General features: G+C 40.9%; 13 protein-coding genes. 6 read left to right on the forward strand and 7 right to left on the reverse strand.

Translation table 11 applies throughout. The features are described from left to right. Positions 1-21: 21 nt before the first annotated feature. Positions 22-1,017, forward strand: a complete 996-nt coding sequence (locus LA313_RS00685; protein WP_228912684.1) for a DUF2156 domain-containing protein — start codon at positions 22-24, stop codon at positions 1,015-1,017. Positions 1,018-1,063: 46 nt separating this feature from the next. Here LA313_RS00685 and LA313_RS00690 read toward each other — a convergent pair whose 3' ends face one another. After that, a complete protein-coding gene (locus LA313_RS00690; RefSeq protein WP_228912685.1) occupies positions 1,064-1,684 on the reverse strand; it encodes a peptide-methionine (S)-S-oxide reductase in 621 nt (206 codons plus the stop codon). Beyond that, the gene (locus LA313_RS00695) at positions 1,674-2,051 is read right to left on the reverse strand and encodes a GxxExxY protein (RefSeq protein ID WP_228912686.1); all 378 of its coding nucleotides are present in this window, start codon (positions 2,049-2,051) and stop codon (positions 1,674-1,676) included. Before LA313_RS00695 ends, LA313_RS00690 begins: the two co-directional genes overlap by 11 nt. Positions 2,052-2,211: 160 nt before the next feature. Between LA313_RS00695 and prfA the strand changes: the two genes are divergently transcribed. The 3 genes from prfA (at position 2,212) to LA313_RS00710 (ending at position 5,014) form a co-directional block, all read left to right on the forward strand. After that, positions 2,212-3,288 carry a peptide chain release factor 1 gene (gene prfA / locus LA313_RS00700; protein ID WP_228912687.1) on the forward strand — a complete coding sequence of 359 codons (1,077 nt, stop codon included), beginning with the start codon at positions 2,212-2,214 and terminating at the stop codon, positions 3,286-3,288. A gap of 53 nt (positions 3,289-3,341) precedes the next feature. After that, positions 3,342-4,151, forward strand: a complete 810-nt coding sequence (pyrF, locus tag LA313_RS00705; RefSeq protein ID WP_228912688.1) for an orotidine-5'-phosphate decarboxylase — start codon at positions 3,342-3,344, stop codon at positions 4,149-4,151. Between the two features lie 65 nt (positions 4,152-4,216). Continuing rightward, entirely contained in the window at positions 4,217-5,014 is a 798-nt protein-coding gene (locus tag LA313_RS00710; RefSeq protein ID WP_228912689.1) for an ABC transporter substrate-binding protein, read from the forward strand. Here LA313_RS00710 and LA313_RS00715 read toward each other — a convergent pair. Then, positions 4,996-5,181, reverse strand: coding sequence for a Lacal_2735 family protein (locus LA313_RS00715; RefSeq protein ID WP_228912690.1), 186 nt, complete (start codon positions 5,179-5,181; stop codon positions 4,996-4,998). The genes LA313_RS00710 and LA313_RS00715 overlap by 19 nt on opposite strands. Before the next feature lie 597 nt (positions 5,182-5,778). Here LA313_RS00715 and LA313_RS00720 point away from each other — a divergent pair. Beyond that, positions 5,779-7,203 (forward strand): S8 family peptidase, encoded by a 1,425-nt coding sequence (locus LA313_RS00720; RefSeq protein WP_228912691.1) that lies wholly within the window; start codon positions 5,779-5,781, stop codon positions 7,201-7,203. Between the two features lie 171 nt (positions 7,204-7,374). On the opposite strand, the gene LA313_RS00725 is transcribed toward LA313_RS00720, so the two are convergent. Continuing rightward, positions 7,375-8,082 carry a DUF4197 domain-containing protein gene (locus tag LA313_RS00725; protein ID WP_228912692.1) on the reverse strand — a complete coding sequence of 236 codons (708 nt, stop codon included), beginning with the start codon at positions 8,080-8,082 and terminating at the stop codon, positions 7,375-7,377. Positions 8,083-8,263: 181 nt separating this feature from the next. Between LA313_RS00725 and LA313_RS00730 the strand changes: the two genes are divergently transcribed. Further along, entirely contained in the window at positions 8,264-11,695 is a 3,432-nt protein-coding gene (locus LA313_RS00730) for a methylmalonyl-CoA mutase family protein (RefSeq protein WP_228912693.1), read from the forward strand. A gap of 572 nt (positions 11,696-12,267) precedes the next feature. On the opposite strand, the gene LA313_RS00735 is transcribed toward LA313_RS00730, so the two are convergent. Genes LA313_RS00735 through ligD form a run of 3 tightly spaced genes read right to left on the reverse strand, consistent with a single transcriptional unit; the run spans position 12,268 to position 14,011 of the window. After that, positions 12,268-12,744, reverse strand: coding sequence for a hypothetical protein (locus tag LA313_RS00735; RefSeq protein ID WP_228912694.1), 477 nt, complete (start codon positions 12,742-12,744; stop codon positions 12,268-12,270). Positions 12,745-12,753: 9 nt separating this feature from the next. Beyond that, complete coding sequence (locus LA313_RS00740; RefSeq protein WP_228912695.1) at positions 12,754-13,194, reverse strand: YkvA family protein; 441 nt, start codon at positions 13,192-13,194, stop codon at positions 12,754-12,756. Next, positions 13,184-14,011 carry a non-homologous end-joining DNA ligase gene (gene ligD / locus LA313_RS00745; RefSeq protein WP_228912696.1) on the reverse strand — a complete coding sequence of 276 codons (828 nt, stop codon included), beginning with the start codon at positions 14,009-14,011 and terminating at the stop codon, positions 13,184-13,186. Before ligD ends, LA313_RS00740 begins: the two co-directional genes overlap by 11 nt. Between the last annotated feature and the right edge of the window lie 5 nt (positions 14,012-14,016).

The following is a 14,016-nucleotide window of genomic DNA, read 5'->3' on the forward strand; positions in this document are numbered from 1 at the left end:
AATTGCTAAAGATCTTTTTAAATGGAAATGACAGCTTCCCATGTTTTTAAAAATTACATTAAACCATACAGTGAGGGTAGTTGTATGCATTATTCAATTCTTCAGCCTCAAATGCAATATTTCCAACATGAGTATGGCTTGATTTCCTTTATCAAGAAATACGGATGTTACTTTGTTTTATCTGATCCTTTATTTAAACTTCCTGAGAAGGAATCCAGGATAATTTTAATTCGGGATTTTTTAAGGAAGTATAATCGAGTTTCGTTTGTGCAGGCTTCTAAAGAATTTGCAGAACTACTTCATTTTGAATTTGGTTATTTTTCTACACAGATTGGCAATGAAAGATTGATTAATATTCAGGAATGGGAAATAAGTGGAAAGAGAAAACAAGTTATTCGAACTTCTTACAACCAGGCAGCCAAAAAGAATATCAAAATTATAGAGAATCCTCATGAAAATGATTTTGAGGCAATATCCTCTAAGTGGCTAAATACAAGACGGGTTAGTAAGAAGGAACTAAATTTTCTTGTCCGCATACATCCATATTTTGAAAAAGGTACAAGAACATTTTGCGCATACGATTCAGAAGGAGATCTTATTGCATATATAATATTTGATCCAATTTTTGAAAATGGAAGTTGTGTTGGATATATTCCAGATATATCAAGGTCAAGTCCTAGTTTTAAGCAAGGCATTTACTATGCAATAATTGTTGAAGCCATTAAAAAATTTAAAATGGAAGGCTTGCAATATTTAAACCTTGGCTTGTCACCCCTTATTTTATCAGATGATTCTAAATCCTATGAATGTGGTAAATTACGTTATGTTTTAAAACTGGTTAGGAGGTATGGTAAGAATTGGTATAATTACAATGGAATTAATTATACAAAGTCCAGGTTCATAGATGAGTCTGCAAAACCCAATGAAGGTGTTACTTCTCCAGTGTTTTTATGCCATAAAAAATCACTCCCTTTATTTCAGGTGACAGCAATATTTAGAGCTTCAAATGTGATTTAATTAATTGGTTATTAAACTGTTTGGGTTCTAACAAAAGTCCGGATTTTCACCATTTTCTTTCCTTTAGCCTTTCCAGCTTTGGCTCAATATATCGCTTACAAAATGGAGCATCTGGATTTTTTCTGTAATAATCCTGTATCTGTTCTCTTGAAGCCTTAAATTTCCGGAAGGACAGAATTTCTGTTACAAGTTTCTTTTCAAACTCCTTCTGCAACTTGTCCAGTATTGCTTTTGCTGAAAATTTATCTTCCGTAGAGAAATAATAAATCGCACTTCGGTATTTTTTCCTGAAGGAATGATTGAAAGTGGAATTATGCGTGTGTAGGTGAATCTCCAGAAGCCGCTCCATTTTTACCCTTTTTGGAAGGTAATGAACAATGACTGCTTCAGAGAATTCTTCTGCAGGAGCTTCTGAAGCAATATAACCCTGCTCGACCTTCACTACACCATCTACCGATTGAAAAATGGCTTCGGTACACCAGTGACAACCTCCGCCGAGGCCAATTTTAAGAGAATCTTCCACTTCAATAAATTTTAAAATTGGATTAAAAAATAGCACCGGCTTTGCATGGTGATAAGGAGTAAAAAAAGACATTTTCATGTACATAGAAAAATGATCATTAAATTTCCCGCAGATCACGCTGATTTTCACAGATCTAAAGTTCATTAATCTTTCTAGGAATTCCTTCAATAATGTTGTCTACATTGAAATTCACGAGAATTCCCAGTTTTAATCCGGTTAGTTTTAAATATGTAAGAGTCTGTTTATGATGAACCGGAGCAATTGCCTCTATAGATTTCACTTCAATCAAAACCTTCTCTTGTATAAGAAGGTCCATTCGAAACCCCACCTCCAATTTTTCATTATTGAAAATTACAGGTACAGCCACTTCTTTTCTTACACTAAGCCCTTCTTTTCTCAATTCCGACGCGAGAGCTGCGACATAAACAGATTCTAATAAACCCGGCCCAAAGGAATTAAATACCTTAAAAATAGGACCTCGAATCTTATATGAAATTTCATTTTCGTCCATGAAGAATTAAGATAATATATTATCTGCGGTGATCTGCGAAATCTGCGGGAAACAATTTTGAAAACCAATCCTATTCCTGCATAAGATTTTTTATGCCTTCAGAAATCCTTTTAAGAAATCCGACGGATTTATTGTAAATTTGGCCTTTTAAGGAGATGTTATGATCGAGAAATTAAATATTGTAAAGCAGCGTTTTGACGAGGTGAATGATCTTATCATTCAACCCGATGTGATCGCCGATCAAAAGCGCTATATAGAGCTGAACAAGGAGTACAAGGATTTGAAAAAATTGATGGAGGTTCGTGAAGAATACATGAGCCTAATCAACAATAGAAAGGAAGCTGAAGAGATCATTGCCGATGGCAGCGATCCCGAAATGATCGATATGGCCAAGATGCAACTGGAAGAGGCCAAAGAGCAGATTCCGGGGATGGAGGAGAAGATAAGAATGATGCTGGTGCCAAAGGATCCTGAAGACGCCAAAAATGTCGTGATGGAGATTCGTGCAGGTACCGGTGGAGATGAAGCCAGTATTTTTGCAGGAGACCTTTACCGTATGTACACCAAATATATTGAGAGTAGAGGCTGGAAACATAATATTGTAGATTTTAGCGAAGGAACCAGCGGCGGATTCAAAGAAATAATTTTTGACGTCACCGGGGAAGATGTCTACGGAACTTTAAAATTTGAAGCGGGAGTGCACCGGGTGCAACGTGTACCACAAACCGAAACTCAGGGGCGCGTGCATACTTCGGCGGCTACAGTGATGGTATTGCCCGAAGCTGAAGAATTTGACGTGGAGATCGACCCTAAGGATGTGCGTATTGATTACTTCTGTTCTTCGGGACCGGGAGGACAGTCGGTAAACACAACTTACTCGGCGGTGCGATTGACGCATACCCCTACAGGATTGGTGGCGCAGTGCCAGGATCAAAAATCCCAGCACAAGAACAAAGAAAAGGCTTTCCGAGTTTTGAGATCCAGGCTTTATGAGCAGGAACTTGCAAAAAAGATGGAAGCAGATGCAGCCAAAAGGAACTCTATGGTTTCCAGTGGGGACAGGAGTGCCAAGATTCGAACTTATAATTATGCTCAGGGCAGGGTGACAGATCACCGTATAGGCCTTACGCTTTATGACCTTGGGAACATTATCAACGGAGATATCCAGAAGATCCTAGATGAGTTACAACTTGTAGAAAACACAGAGAAACTGAAAGAGAATTCAGACGTTTTTTAAATAATAAAACCACTAAAGCTGCCGCACCCCGGCAGCTTTTTTATTTCCAGCCCATGACCACTTCCCAGTTAACTGAGCAAATACGCCTTAAAAATTCCTTTTTGTGTATAGGTCTTGATGTAGATCTCAATAAGATCCCGGAATTTCTTCTGAATGAGGAAGATCCAATTTTCGCTTTTAATAAGGCGATCATTGATGCCACTCAACATTTGGCTGTAGCTTATAAGCCTAATCTCGCTTTTTACGAGGCACATGGACTTAAGGGTTGGAAAGCTCTTGAGAAAACGATCAATTACCTGAATGAAAATTTCCCGGACCTTTTCACCATTGCCGATGCAAAAAGGGGAGATATTGGCAACACCTCGGGCATGTATGCAAAAGCCTTTTTTGAGGATCTAAATTTTGATTCGGTTACGGTGGCCCCGTATATGGGAAAAGATTCAATAGAACCCTTTCTGGCTTACCAGAACAAACATACCATTCTCCTGGCCTTAACTTCTAACGCAGGCGCCTATGATTTTCAGACGCAAACTGTGGAAGGAGAGGAGCTGTATAAAAAGGTGATCAAAACCTCCAGAAACTGGACCAACGGTCAAAATTTGATGTATGTGGTAGGTGCGACCAAGGCAGAATATCTGCGTGAAATTAGAAAAATCATTCCCGAAAATTTCCTTTTAGTGCCGGGAGTGGGAGCGCAGGGGGGAAGTTTAAAAGAGGTTTGTGAATATGGAATGAGTCGCAATGTGGGCTTGCTTATTAATGCTTCCCGGGCCGTAATTTATGCCTCCAATGCTGAAGATTTTGCTGAAGCCGCTGCTGCCGAAGCCGGAAAATTACAGCAGGAAATGGCCGGTTACCTGTAACCGGAATTACTTCTGAAAAGGCTGTCAAAAATGTCATTTTTGGCACCTCATAAATTCCCCGATCTATGAAAGTTTTTTACGATCAACTAAATCGCAAACTTGAGCTGAAGGATCTTCTACGGCGAATCGTGAGTCTGGTGCCAAGCCAGACAGAGCTATTGGTGGATCTGGGACTTCGAAAAAAGATCGTGGGGGTAACTAAATTCTGTGTACATCCGGAAGACCTTCGAAAGGAAAAAAAGGTGGTAGGAGGCACCAAACAGGTACATTACGACCGTATCAAAGCCCTTGCACCAGATATTATACTCTGCAACAAAGAAGAAAATACCGAAGAAATGGTAACTGAGCTTGAAAAGATAGCTCCTGTCCATGTTTCCAATGTTATGACTATTGAGGATTCCCTTGAGCTTATTCTGCAGTACGGGGAAATTTTCGGGGTAACTGAGAAAGCTTCAGAAATATCAGAGAAAATAGCATTCTTGAAGAACGAATTTCAGAAGGAAATGGAAAAGGTTCCGGAACGTAAGGTGGCTTATTTTATCTGGAAAAATCCGTGGATGGTGGCAGGAAAAGACACTTTTATAGATCATCTCCTCGAACTTAACCGCTTTAAAAATGCCTTTTCCGAGAAAGATTCCCGTTATCCTGAAATTGAGTTGGAACAGTTAGAACAGCAAAATGTAGAGCTGGTGCTTCTTTCGACAGAACCTTTTCCCTTTAAATTGAAAGTTAGAGATGCGTTTAAAAAAGAGGTGAAGATGGACCGGGTCCACATTGTGGACGGAGAATATTTTAGCTGGTACGGGTCGCGTCTGATTTCAGCTTTTGCTTACTTCAGAAAACTTCAGGCAGTCCTTTCCTGATTCTTTTCCATGCGACGGATCTCCTTTAGGATTTTGCAGGCCTTTTCATTGAGCAAATCGCTGCGGGATTTGTCCACTAAGGCGAGTTCAAACGACCTGCGCATTAGGAAAGTATATTTTTCCTGTAGGCGCTCCAGCGTAGATCTTGGTTCAAATAATCGAAACATAGGGTTTTTCTTATTACCACAAAGATATCTTTCACAATTTCGAACATGTGCTAACCTAAAGTTAACATTTTGGTAAAAGTGGGTTTTATACCGGCTTCTCTTGTTAAAAACTCAACTTTTAGCATCACATATTTGAGGTTCTACCATTGTTCCCGGAGTTTTTCGACTGTTCATAACCCTATAAATTGGAGTAAGAATGTGCTAAAAGAAAGGTTTGCAACTTCTAGAGGGAAATTTTTAAATACCTAATTAGTAGCCGAAGTAAAGAAGTCAGTGGTGAGATTTCCTGAACATTTAAAGTTTCTATATCAACCTGGTAAGAGGTGAGACAGAACAGTGAATAAATTGCATCATCTTGCTGATTTTTAGTATTTTAATTTTGTTTGTTTTGGTGTCGGCTGCAAATTTGCTAATATAGCATTCTTAAATTTTTAAGTTATTCTGAAATTAGGTGGATTTTTCTATTGATATTTCATCAAAGATTTATTTTTTACACGATTCTTTAATTCGTAGCCCTAAACGTTAAATATGTGGTTTGTAAAGGATTACATCTATATCTTGTTCCTTTCTAAAACATTAACCATTTATTTAATAATTATGACGAAAAAATTAAACTTTTCAAAAATCATGTTGTCGGCTCTTGCAATGGGTCTGGTTTTTACCTCCTGCCAAAAGGAAGAGGTTGTGAACGAGGAGGAAACTGCTAATATTCAATTAGAAGATGCGCCTTTTACCAATTATATGGTAATTACGGAAACTAATGGAGTAAATGAATCTGCAGAAAGTCCTTCGGTAATAAATGGGGAGGTGATTTCAAGTATTCCTGAATTAGGTATAGCTCTGGTTAGCAGTAAAGATCTTGATTTTGCAAAAAATACCATGAAAAGTAAGGAGGTAGTTGCAGTTATTCCCGACTACGAGATAGCATGGATACCTTCAGCACAAAACCAGGAGGTGACTTCGATGGAAGTTTCCTCGGAAGCCTTGACCCCTAGCCCGGGTTCTACTGAGACATCATATATTCGTTTGTGGGGTATGGAGGCAATTGAAGCACCAGAAGCATGGAATGCTGGTTTTACGGGTAAAGGTGCAAGAGTTTTTATTCTTGATTCCGGGATAGATAGAGATAATGTGGAATTTTCTCAAAACCTGAATAAGGACCTTTCTGCTTCCTTCGTTCCGGGCGAGCCGTACTGGACCAGTCCTGGGCGTTTTGCCAACCACGGGACCCATGTTGCAGGGACTATAGCTGCAAATAAAAATGATTTTGGAGTGATAGGAGTTGCCTATGAGGCAGAAATAGCTGCAGTAAAAGTTCTTAAGGAGGTTGATGGCACTGGTTCAATGAGTTCCATCTACTATGGAATAATACATGCAGGTCAAAATGGAGCCGATGTTATTAACATGAGTTTGGGTACTACCTTTAACAAAAATGGAGGTTATGTCATAGATGCTAACGGCAAAAAACTAAACATTCCTGCTAATGATATTCAGGCTTTAATTAATATTCTACAACAGGCTATTGACTTTGCTCACGGACAGGGGTCTACTATTATTGCTTCAGCGGGAAATGATCCTATTAATTTTGATGGGAATAGATCTTATTTGAAATTTCCAGCGGGATTTAATAACGTAATCTCAATTTCCGCTACAGCTCCTGAAGGATGGCATCCCTATTCCAATCCATATACCAATTTTGATGTGCCTACTCACTATACTACCTATGGAAGATCTTTAATAGATTTTGCTGCACCGGGTGGAGACTGGGATGTATCTTCATTGGACATGATTTGGAGTGTTGCAAGTGGGGAAAATGCCTTTAATTACAATGCAGGGACAAGTATGGCAGCGCCGCATGCCTCTGGTGTAGCGGCACTTATTATTGCTAAGAACGGAGGTTCTATGGATCCTTTTGAAGTTGAAAAGCAAATGATCAAAACAGCTGATCATGTAGCTGGCAACGGGCAAACTCTTTATTTTGGTACAGGAAGAGTTAATGCTTATCGTGCAGTTACTGAATAGTTGTAGATAAATTTAATCCTAAAAAGAAACCGGCTTCCTAAAATTAAGGAAGCCGGTTTCTTTTTTTACAATTTTGGTTCAATAGATAAAATTCCAGGTTAGCAATATGAAAAGCGCCAACCCAATTCGGACTCCAAACTTCATGAACCTTAAAAACTTTAAACCTTGCCATCAGTCCTGTAAAGCAAACACTCTCTGTAATAGATTGGTTGTTCTGGAGGCGAAATTGTTCCTGATTTCTTTTTCTTCTACAGCTATCATAGTGTATACTCCGTCGAGAGCCTCCTGTGTCACGTAGTCGGCAAGATCGGGGTTGACGTCGTTAGTGAGAGGCAGAGCATTGTACCGGTTGATGATGTTGGTCCATATTTGTGTGGCTCCTACGCGGTCAAGGGAATTGGTGATGACCGGGTTGAACCGGGTGTAAAGTGGATCTGTAGTTTTTTGAACGAGGTAGGAGGTAGCGGCGGTGTCGTCTCCTAAAAGAATATTGCGGGCATCGGTAAAGGTGATCTGTTTTACCGCGTCTACAAAAATGGGAGTCGCTTCTTTTACGGCATCTTCGGCGGCACGGTTCAGCACTTTTAAACCTTCATCTGCCAGGGAGCTCATTCCCAGGTCCCGAAGGGTCCTGTCCACCTTTTGCAATTCCGGCGGAAGATTAATACGCACAAGTTCATTGCTGAAAAATCCATCCTCCTGTGCAAGTTTGGTCACCTGTTTTTCAATTCCAAAATCCAGCGCCTGGCGTAGACCTGCGGCAACTTCGGTATTGGTGACGCCGGTACCTTCCTGGGGCAGGGAATCGGCTATTTGTTGTAATTCTGCACAACCTGTAAGTAATGGAGCCATGATAAGGAGGAGGAAAAATTTCTTCATAATTCTGTTTTTGTCAAAGTTACTTATTAGCCGGGGATTAAAGTCATAAACAAAAGTTATCCTGCTGTTCCCTTTTTTTAGTAATATTCAGGAATTAGCCTTGTGAGTTTATTATCTACTTCAAAATGGCAACTTCGTTTCTAAATTCGTAAATTGCACGCCCTAAAACGTTTTCGAAAAAATGGAACAACAAGCTCCTTATAAACCCAAGAACAAAGTAAGAATAGTAACCGCAGCTTCCCTTTTTGACGGGCACGATGCCGCAATAAATATCATGAGACGCATCATACAGTCTACCGGAGTGGAGGTGATCCACCTGGGACATGACCGTAGTGTGGAAGAGGTTGTGAATTGTGCAATACAGGAAGATGCGAATGCGATTGCAATGACTTCGTACCAGGGTGGGCATACCGAGTATTTTAAATATATGTATGACCTTCTTAAAGAAAAAGGTGCAGAACACATCAAGATCTTCGGCGGCGGCGGCGGAGTGATCCTGCCCGAGGAGATCAGGGAACTTGAAGATTACGGCATTACAAGGATCTATTCTCCCGATGACGGTCGCGAACTAGGTCTGCAGGGAATGATCAACGATCTTGTAAAGCAAGCAGATTATCCGCTGGGTGATAGCCTTAACGGAGAGATAAAGGAGCTGGAAAACAAAACTGCGGGTGCAATTGCCAGGGTAATTTCGGCTGCAGAAAACTTTCCTGAAATAGCAAAAGACACCCTTGAGAAAATACATTCAGAAAATAAAGAAAGAGATATTCCGGTCCTTGGAATCACCGGAACAGGTGGTGCTGGAAAATCATCCCTGGTTGACGAGCTTGTTCGTCGTTATTTGATGGATTTTCCGGAAAAGACCATTGGAATTATTTCTGTTGACCCTTCAAAAAGGAAGACCGGAGGTGCCCTTTTAGGAGATCGCATCAGGATGAATTCCATTAATAACTCACGGGTTTATATGAGATCTTTGGCAACCCGCCAGTCAAACCTTGCTTTATCAAAATATGTTGCTGAAGCTATTGAGGTATTAAAAGCCGCGAATTATGATCTTATTGTATTGGAAACTTCAGGAATTGGGCAATCGGATACCGAAATCCTGGAACATTCTGATGTTTCACTTTATGTAATGACCCCTGAATTTGGTGCTGCCACTCAGCTGGAAAAAATTGACATGCTGGACTTTGCCGATCTGGTTGCGATCAACAAATTTGACAAGCGTGGGGCATTGGACGCCCTTCGGGACGTGAAGAAACAATATCAACGCAATCATGGATTATGGCACGAGAATGTGGATAACCTTCCTGTTTTTGGAACTATTGCTTCCCAATTCAATGATCCGGGGATGAATACCCTCTATAAACAGATCATGGATATGATCGATGAAAAAGCAGGAGGTCATTTCAACTCTACATTCAACATCTCAAAAGAGATGAGCGAAAAGATTTTTGTGATCCCGCCAAACAGAACGAGGTATCTTTCAGAAATTTCTGAAAATAATCGCTCTTATGACGAGAAAGCAGCTTCCCAGGCCGAGGTGGCTCAAAAACTTTACGGCATTTTTAAAACAATAGAATCTGTTACGGGAGTAAAGCTGGGATTGAACCAGTATGGACTTGATGAAGATGATCTTAATAATGCCACAACTTCAGAAAATAAAGAACTTACCGAACTTTTAAAGAAAGAATTCGATAAAGTAAAAATGGACCTCGATCCATATAACTGGGAAGTAATTACCGGGTGGGACGAAAAAGTCAATAAATACAAGCAGCCTGTCTACAGCTTTAAGGTTCGTGATAAGGAAATAAAAATCGAAACCCACACCGAATCTCTTTCACATACACAGATCCCTAAAGTAGCACTTCCAAAATATGAAGCATGGGGAGACATTTTGCGCTGGTGCCTTCAGGAAAATGTGCCGGGAGAATTCCCGTATACTGCGGGACTTTATCCTTTTAAAAGGCAGGGAGAAGATCCAACAAGAATGTTCGCGGGAGAAGGCTCTCCGGAGAGAACCAACCGTCGTTTCCATTACGTAAGTATGGGCTTACCGGCAAAAAGGCTTTCCACGGCATTCGATTCGGTGACCTTATATGGAAATGACCCCGACCACCGACCAGATATCTACGGAAAGATTGGGAACGCAGGAGTTTCTATTTGCTGTCTTGACGATGCCAAAAAATTATATTCGGGGTTTGATCTTGCAGATCCTATGACTTCGGTGAGTATGACCATTAACGGTCCTGCTCCAATGCTGCTCGGATTTTTCATGAATGCTGCTATCGACCAGCAATGTGAGAAATACATCAAAGAGAACGGCCTGGAAAAAGAGGTGCAGAAGAAGATCGATAAACTCTATTCCGAAAAAGGAATGGGGCAGCCAAAATACAGAGGTGAACTGCCGGAAGGAAATGACGGCCTCGGATTAATGTTGCTTGGTGTGACCGGAGACCAGGTTTTGCCTGCAGATGTTTATGCCGATATTAAAAAGAGGACTTTAAGTCAGGTTCGGGGAACTGTGCAGGCGGATATTCTTAAGGAAGATCAGGCACAAAACACCTGTATTTTTTCTACAGAATTTGCATTGAGGTTAATGGGAGACGTGCAGGAATATTTTATCGAGGAGAATGTGCGGAATTTTTATTCGGTTTCCATTTCTGGCTATCACATTGCCGAAGCCGGAGCTAATCCTGTTACCCAGCTCGCTCTCACCCTTGCTAATGGATTCACATATGTAGAATATTACCTGAGCAGGGGAATGGACATCAATAAATTCGGACCTAACCTTTCTTTCTTCTTTTCTAATGGAATTGATCCGGAATATGCGGTTATTGGAAGAGTTGCCAGGAAGATCTGGGCTAAAGCCTTAAAGCATAAATACGGAGCGAACCCAAGGGCGCAAATGCTGAAGTACCACATCCAGACTTCAGGAAGATCCCTTCATGCGCAGGAGATCGACTTTAACGATATCAGGACAACACTTCAGGCACTTTATGCGATCTATGACAATTGTAATTCATTGCATACAAATGCTTATGATGAGGCCATCACTACGCCAACAGAAGCTTCAGTAAGAAGGGCTATGGCCATACAGTTGATCATCAATAAGGAATTAGGATTGACCAAGAATGAAAACCCAATTCAGGGTGCCTTTATTATTGAAGAACTCACAGATCTTGTGGAAGAAGCCGTTCTTTTGGAATTCGACCGAATTACCGAAAGAGGGGGTGTCTTGGGAGCCATGGAAACCATGTATCAACGCAGTAAGATCCAGGAAGAAAGTCTTTATTATGAAACTCTGAAGCACAACGGGGAATTTCCCATAATCGGGGTAAACACATTCCTTAGTTCTACAGGATCCCCAACAGTGACTCCCGGCGAAGTTATAAGGGCCACAGAAGAGGAGAAACAGGCACAGATAAATACTTTGAAGGACCTTCATGAAGCCAAAAAAGAACTGGAGCATGAAACGCTGGAAAAGGTGAAACAGGCAGCTATTCAAAATGAAAACATTTTTGAAGTCCTTATGGAAGCGACCAAAGTTTGCTCCCTTGGCCAGATCACTACAGCTTTGTTTGAAGTAGGAGGACAGTATAGAAGAAATATGTAAGCAGGTCGCCCTTTTTCTCAACCGAAGGGCAGAGAAAAAGGTGCAGGCTGCTTATCCCGATGAGCGGTAGCGAGATCGGGATCTATTTAAAACGGAATTTCGTTTGTGTTGTGAAAGCCGTGCGAATCGCTTATCCCGATGAGCGGTAGCGATATCGGATCTCTTTAAACCGGAATTTCGTTTGTGTGGTAAAAGCAGATCGCCCTTTTTCTCAAGCGAAGGGCAGAGAAAAAGGTGCAGGCTGCTTATCCGGATGAGCGGTAGCGATATCGGGATCTATTTAAAACAGAATTTTCATTGTTTTGTGAAAGCCGTGCGAATCGCTTATCCCGATGACGGATAGCGATGACTAAATCATTAACCCTTTCAGGGTTTTAAACCCCTGAAAGGGTTTCACCTTTAAACCTCACAAGTGTTCAAAACTTGTGAGGTTTTTATATTCCCGTTTAGCAGGGTTTAAATGCGGTTATCCAAGAGCCAAAAACAGGAAGGAGTCTCAAAAATGGCATTTTGAGACTCCTTTTTCCGAAGCACTTTATATCTAAATCTTTATTTAATCCGAGATTTCCGGTTTAATCTTCCTCATCAAAAGGATTATCAAATGGAATATTGTCATCGGGATCGACATCATCATAATTAACCCCGGGCGGATTAAATAATCCCCAGCGGTCAATGATGTAGTTCCATTGATCAAAGGTTTGTACCCATTCGGCAAAAAGCACCCGAAATTCCTCGACTTCTGCCCGTAACATTTCCAGGTATTCCACTTCTTTAAATCCTTCCATGATGAACCCGTTGCAGCCTACATAGATCTCGCGGGCACACTTCCGGATTATTGCGGCATTTTCCATTTTTATGTCGTAGAGGTCAACGCCTTCTGCTCCCGCTATTTTAGGTGCAAGTTGTAGGGCATCGGCATACATGTTATGGGCAACCGCGGTGGTGAATTCGTTATCTTCGGGAACCAGTTGTTTAATTCGTACAACGATCTCCAGGATCTCCATGGCCTTTTGGTATAAAGGCATGCGCTCCAGTTTGTTCTTATTCATTTACAGGAGTTATATAAGTGAGTCCTCTTCGTTGTTGTTGACTACATTATCCTGGTGGAGTTTCCACTTCTCATAATCTACCAGATCATCGCTTACCAGTGTAAGGCAGGCAGCAATAACGCCTGCATCATCTAAAAAGCCGGCCACGGGAATAAAATCGGGAATAAGATCAAATGGCATGAGCACATAAAGTAAGGCTCCTGCCACAGCAGCTATTGTCTTCCAGGGCACCTGCCTGTAATTGCCGTTCCAGTAGTCGCGAATAAGCCCAAACATACTTTTTGCCTTAGCCAGATACCCACTCATGGAATCATTATTTCGAAATTTGTCTTCAATTTTTTGCTCTTTGGCCAATACTTTTTCCAGGTCTTTTCGCTCAACTTTTTCTGCCTGTTCATTAAGTGCTTGTTTAGCCTCTTCGGGGGTGATTTCTTTCATTTTATTCTTCATTATTTCGGTTTAACTGTGCTGTCCTTCTAAATATATTTTCAATATGATATTGAGATGCGCTTTTGATCCTTGAGAGTTCTTCCCATTCAATTGGAGTGGCAACTCCTGCCTCTTCGGTAGCCCTTAATGAATAAGGACAAACTGCAGTTTGAGCATAAGAATTCCGCAGGTAATCAACGAAAATCTTTCCTTCGCGCTTGTCTTTTCTTAATTGGGTCGTGAATAATCCGGGTTCTTTTTTCTCTGCTTCTTCAGCAATATCTCGGGTTAGTGCCTTAACCTTATCAAAGTCTTTCCCCCGTCTTATATTATAATATAAATGTAAGCCGCTTTTTCCGCTGGTCATAAGAGAAGGATCAATTTCTTTGCTCTTCAGGAGAAACCTCATAATTTTCGCTCCTTCTTTTATCTTTTCAAAATCATCGTCAGATGGATCAAGATCGAACACCACCCTGTCCGGCTGGCGCAACTTATCTTTTTTGCTTAGCCATATGTGAAAAGCCACGGTTCCCTGGTTTGCCAGATAAACAAGACTTTTCCTGTCATTGCATAAAACCTGGGTATTTGTTCCTTCCTCTGTTTCTATTTTAATTGTTTTAATAAAAGAGGGGAAATAATCTGAAGCGTTTTTTTGATAAAAACCACTTTCGGTAATTCCACCCGGAAAACGGTGCAAGGTGAGCGGCCGGTCTTTGAGAAATGGTAACATCAACGGCGCGATCCTCTCATAATAGGAAATCATATCACCTTTAGTGATCTCTTTCTCTGGGAAAAGTACTTTTTCGGGATGTGAGATCTCAACTCCGGCTATCTGCATTTATT

It is taken from the genome of Salinimicrobium sediminilitoris, assembly GCF_020866905.1.
Lineage (GTDB): Bacteria > Bacteroidota > Bacteroidia > Flavobacteriales > Flavobacteriaceae > Salinimicrobium > Salinimicrobium sediminilitoris.

Coding starts and splice junctions, on each gene's coding strand:
- LA313_RS00685 (WP_228912684.1), top strand. CDS start 22: ATGGAAATGACAGCTTCCCATGTTTTTAAAAATTACATTAAACCATAC.
- LA313_RS00690 (WP_228912685.1), bottom strand. CDS start 1,684: ATGAACTTTAGATCTGTGAAAATCAGCGTGATCTGCGGGAAATTTAAT.
- LA313_RS00695 (WP_228912686.1), bottom strand. CDS start 2,051: ATGGACGAAAATGAAATTTCATATAAGATTCGAGGTCCTATTTTTAAG.
- prfA (WP_228912687.1), top strand. CDS start 2,212: ATGATCGAGAAATTAAATATTGTAAAGCAGCGTTTTGACGAGGTGAAT.
- pyrF (WP_228912688.1), top strand. CDS start 3,342: ATGACCACTTCCCAGTTAACTGAGCAAATACGCCTTAAAAATTCCTTT.
- LA313_RS00710 (WP_228912689.1), top strand. CDS start 4,217: ATGAAAGTTTTTTACGATCAACTAAATCGCAAACTTGAGCTGAAGGAT.
- LA313_RS00715 (WP_228912690.1), bottom strand. CDS start 5,181: ATGTTTCGATTATTTGAACCAAGATCTACGCTGGAGCGCCTACAGGAA.
- LA313_RS00720 (WP_228912691.1), top strand. CDS start 5,779: ATGACGAAAAAATTAAACTTTTCAAAAATCATGTTGTCGGCTCTTGCA.
- LA313_RS00725 (WP_228912692.1), bottom strand. CDS start 8,082: ATGAAGAAATTTTTCCTCCTCCTTATCATGGCTCCATTACTTACAGGT.
- LA313_RS00730 (WP_228912693.1), top strand. CDS start 8,264: ATGGAACAACAAGCTCCTTATAAACCCAAGAACAAAGTAAGAATAGTA.
- LA313_RS00735 (WP_228912694.1), bottom strand. CDS start 12,744: ATGAATAAGAACAAACTGGAGCGCATGCCTTTATACCAAAAGGCCATG.
- LA313_RS00740 (WP_228912695.1), bottom strand. CDS start 13,194: ATGAAGAATAAAATGAAAGAAATCACCCCCGAAGAGGCTAAACAAGCA.
- ligD (WP_228912696.1), bottom strand. CDS start 14,011: ATGCAGATAGCCGGAGTTGAGATCTCACATCCCGAAAAAGTACTTTTC.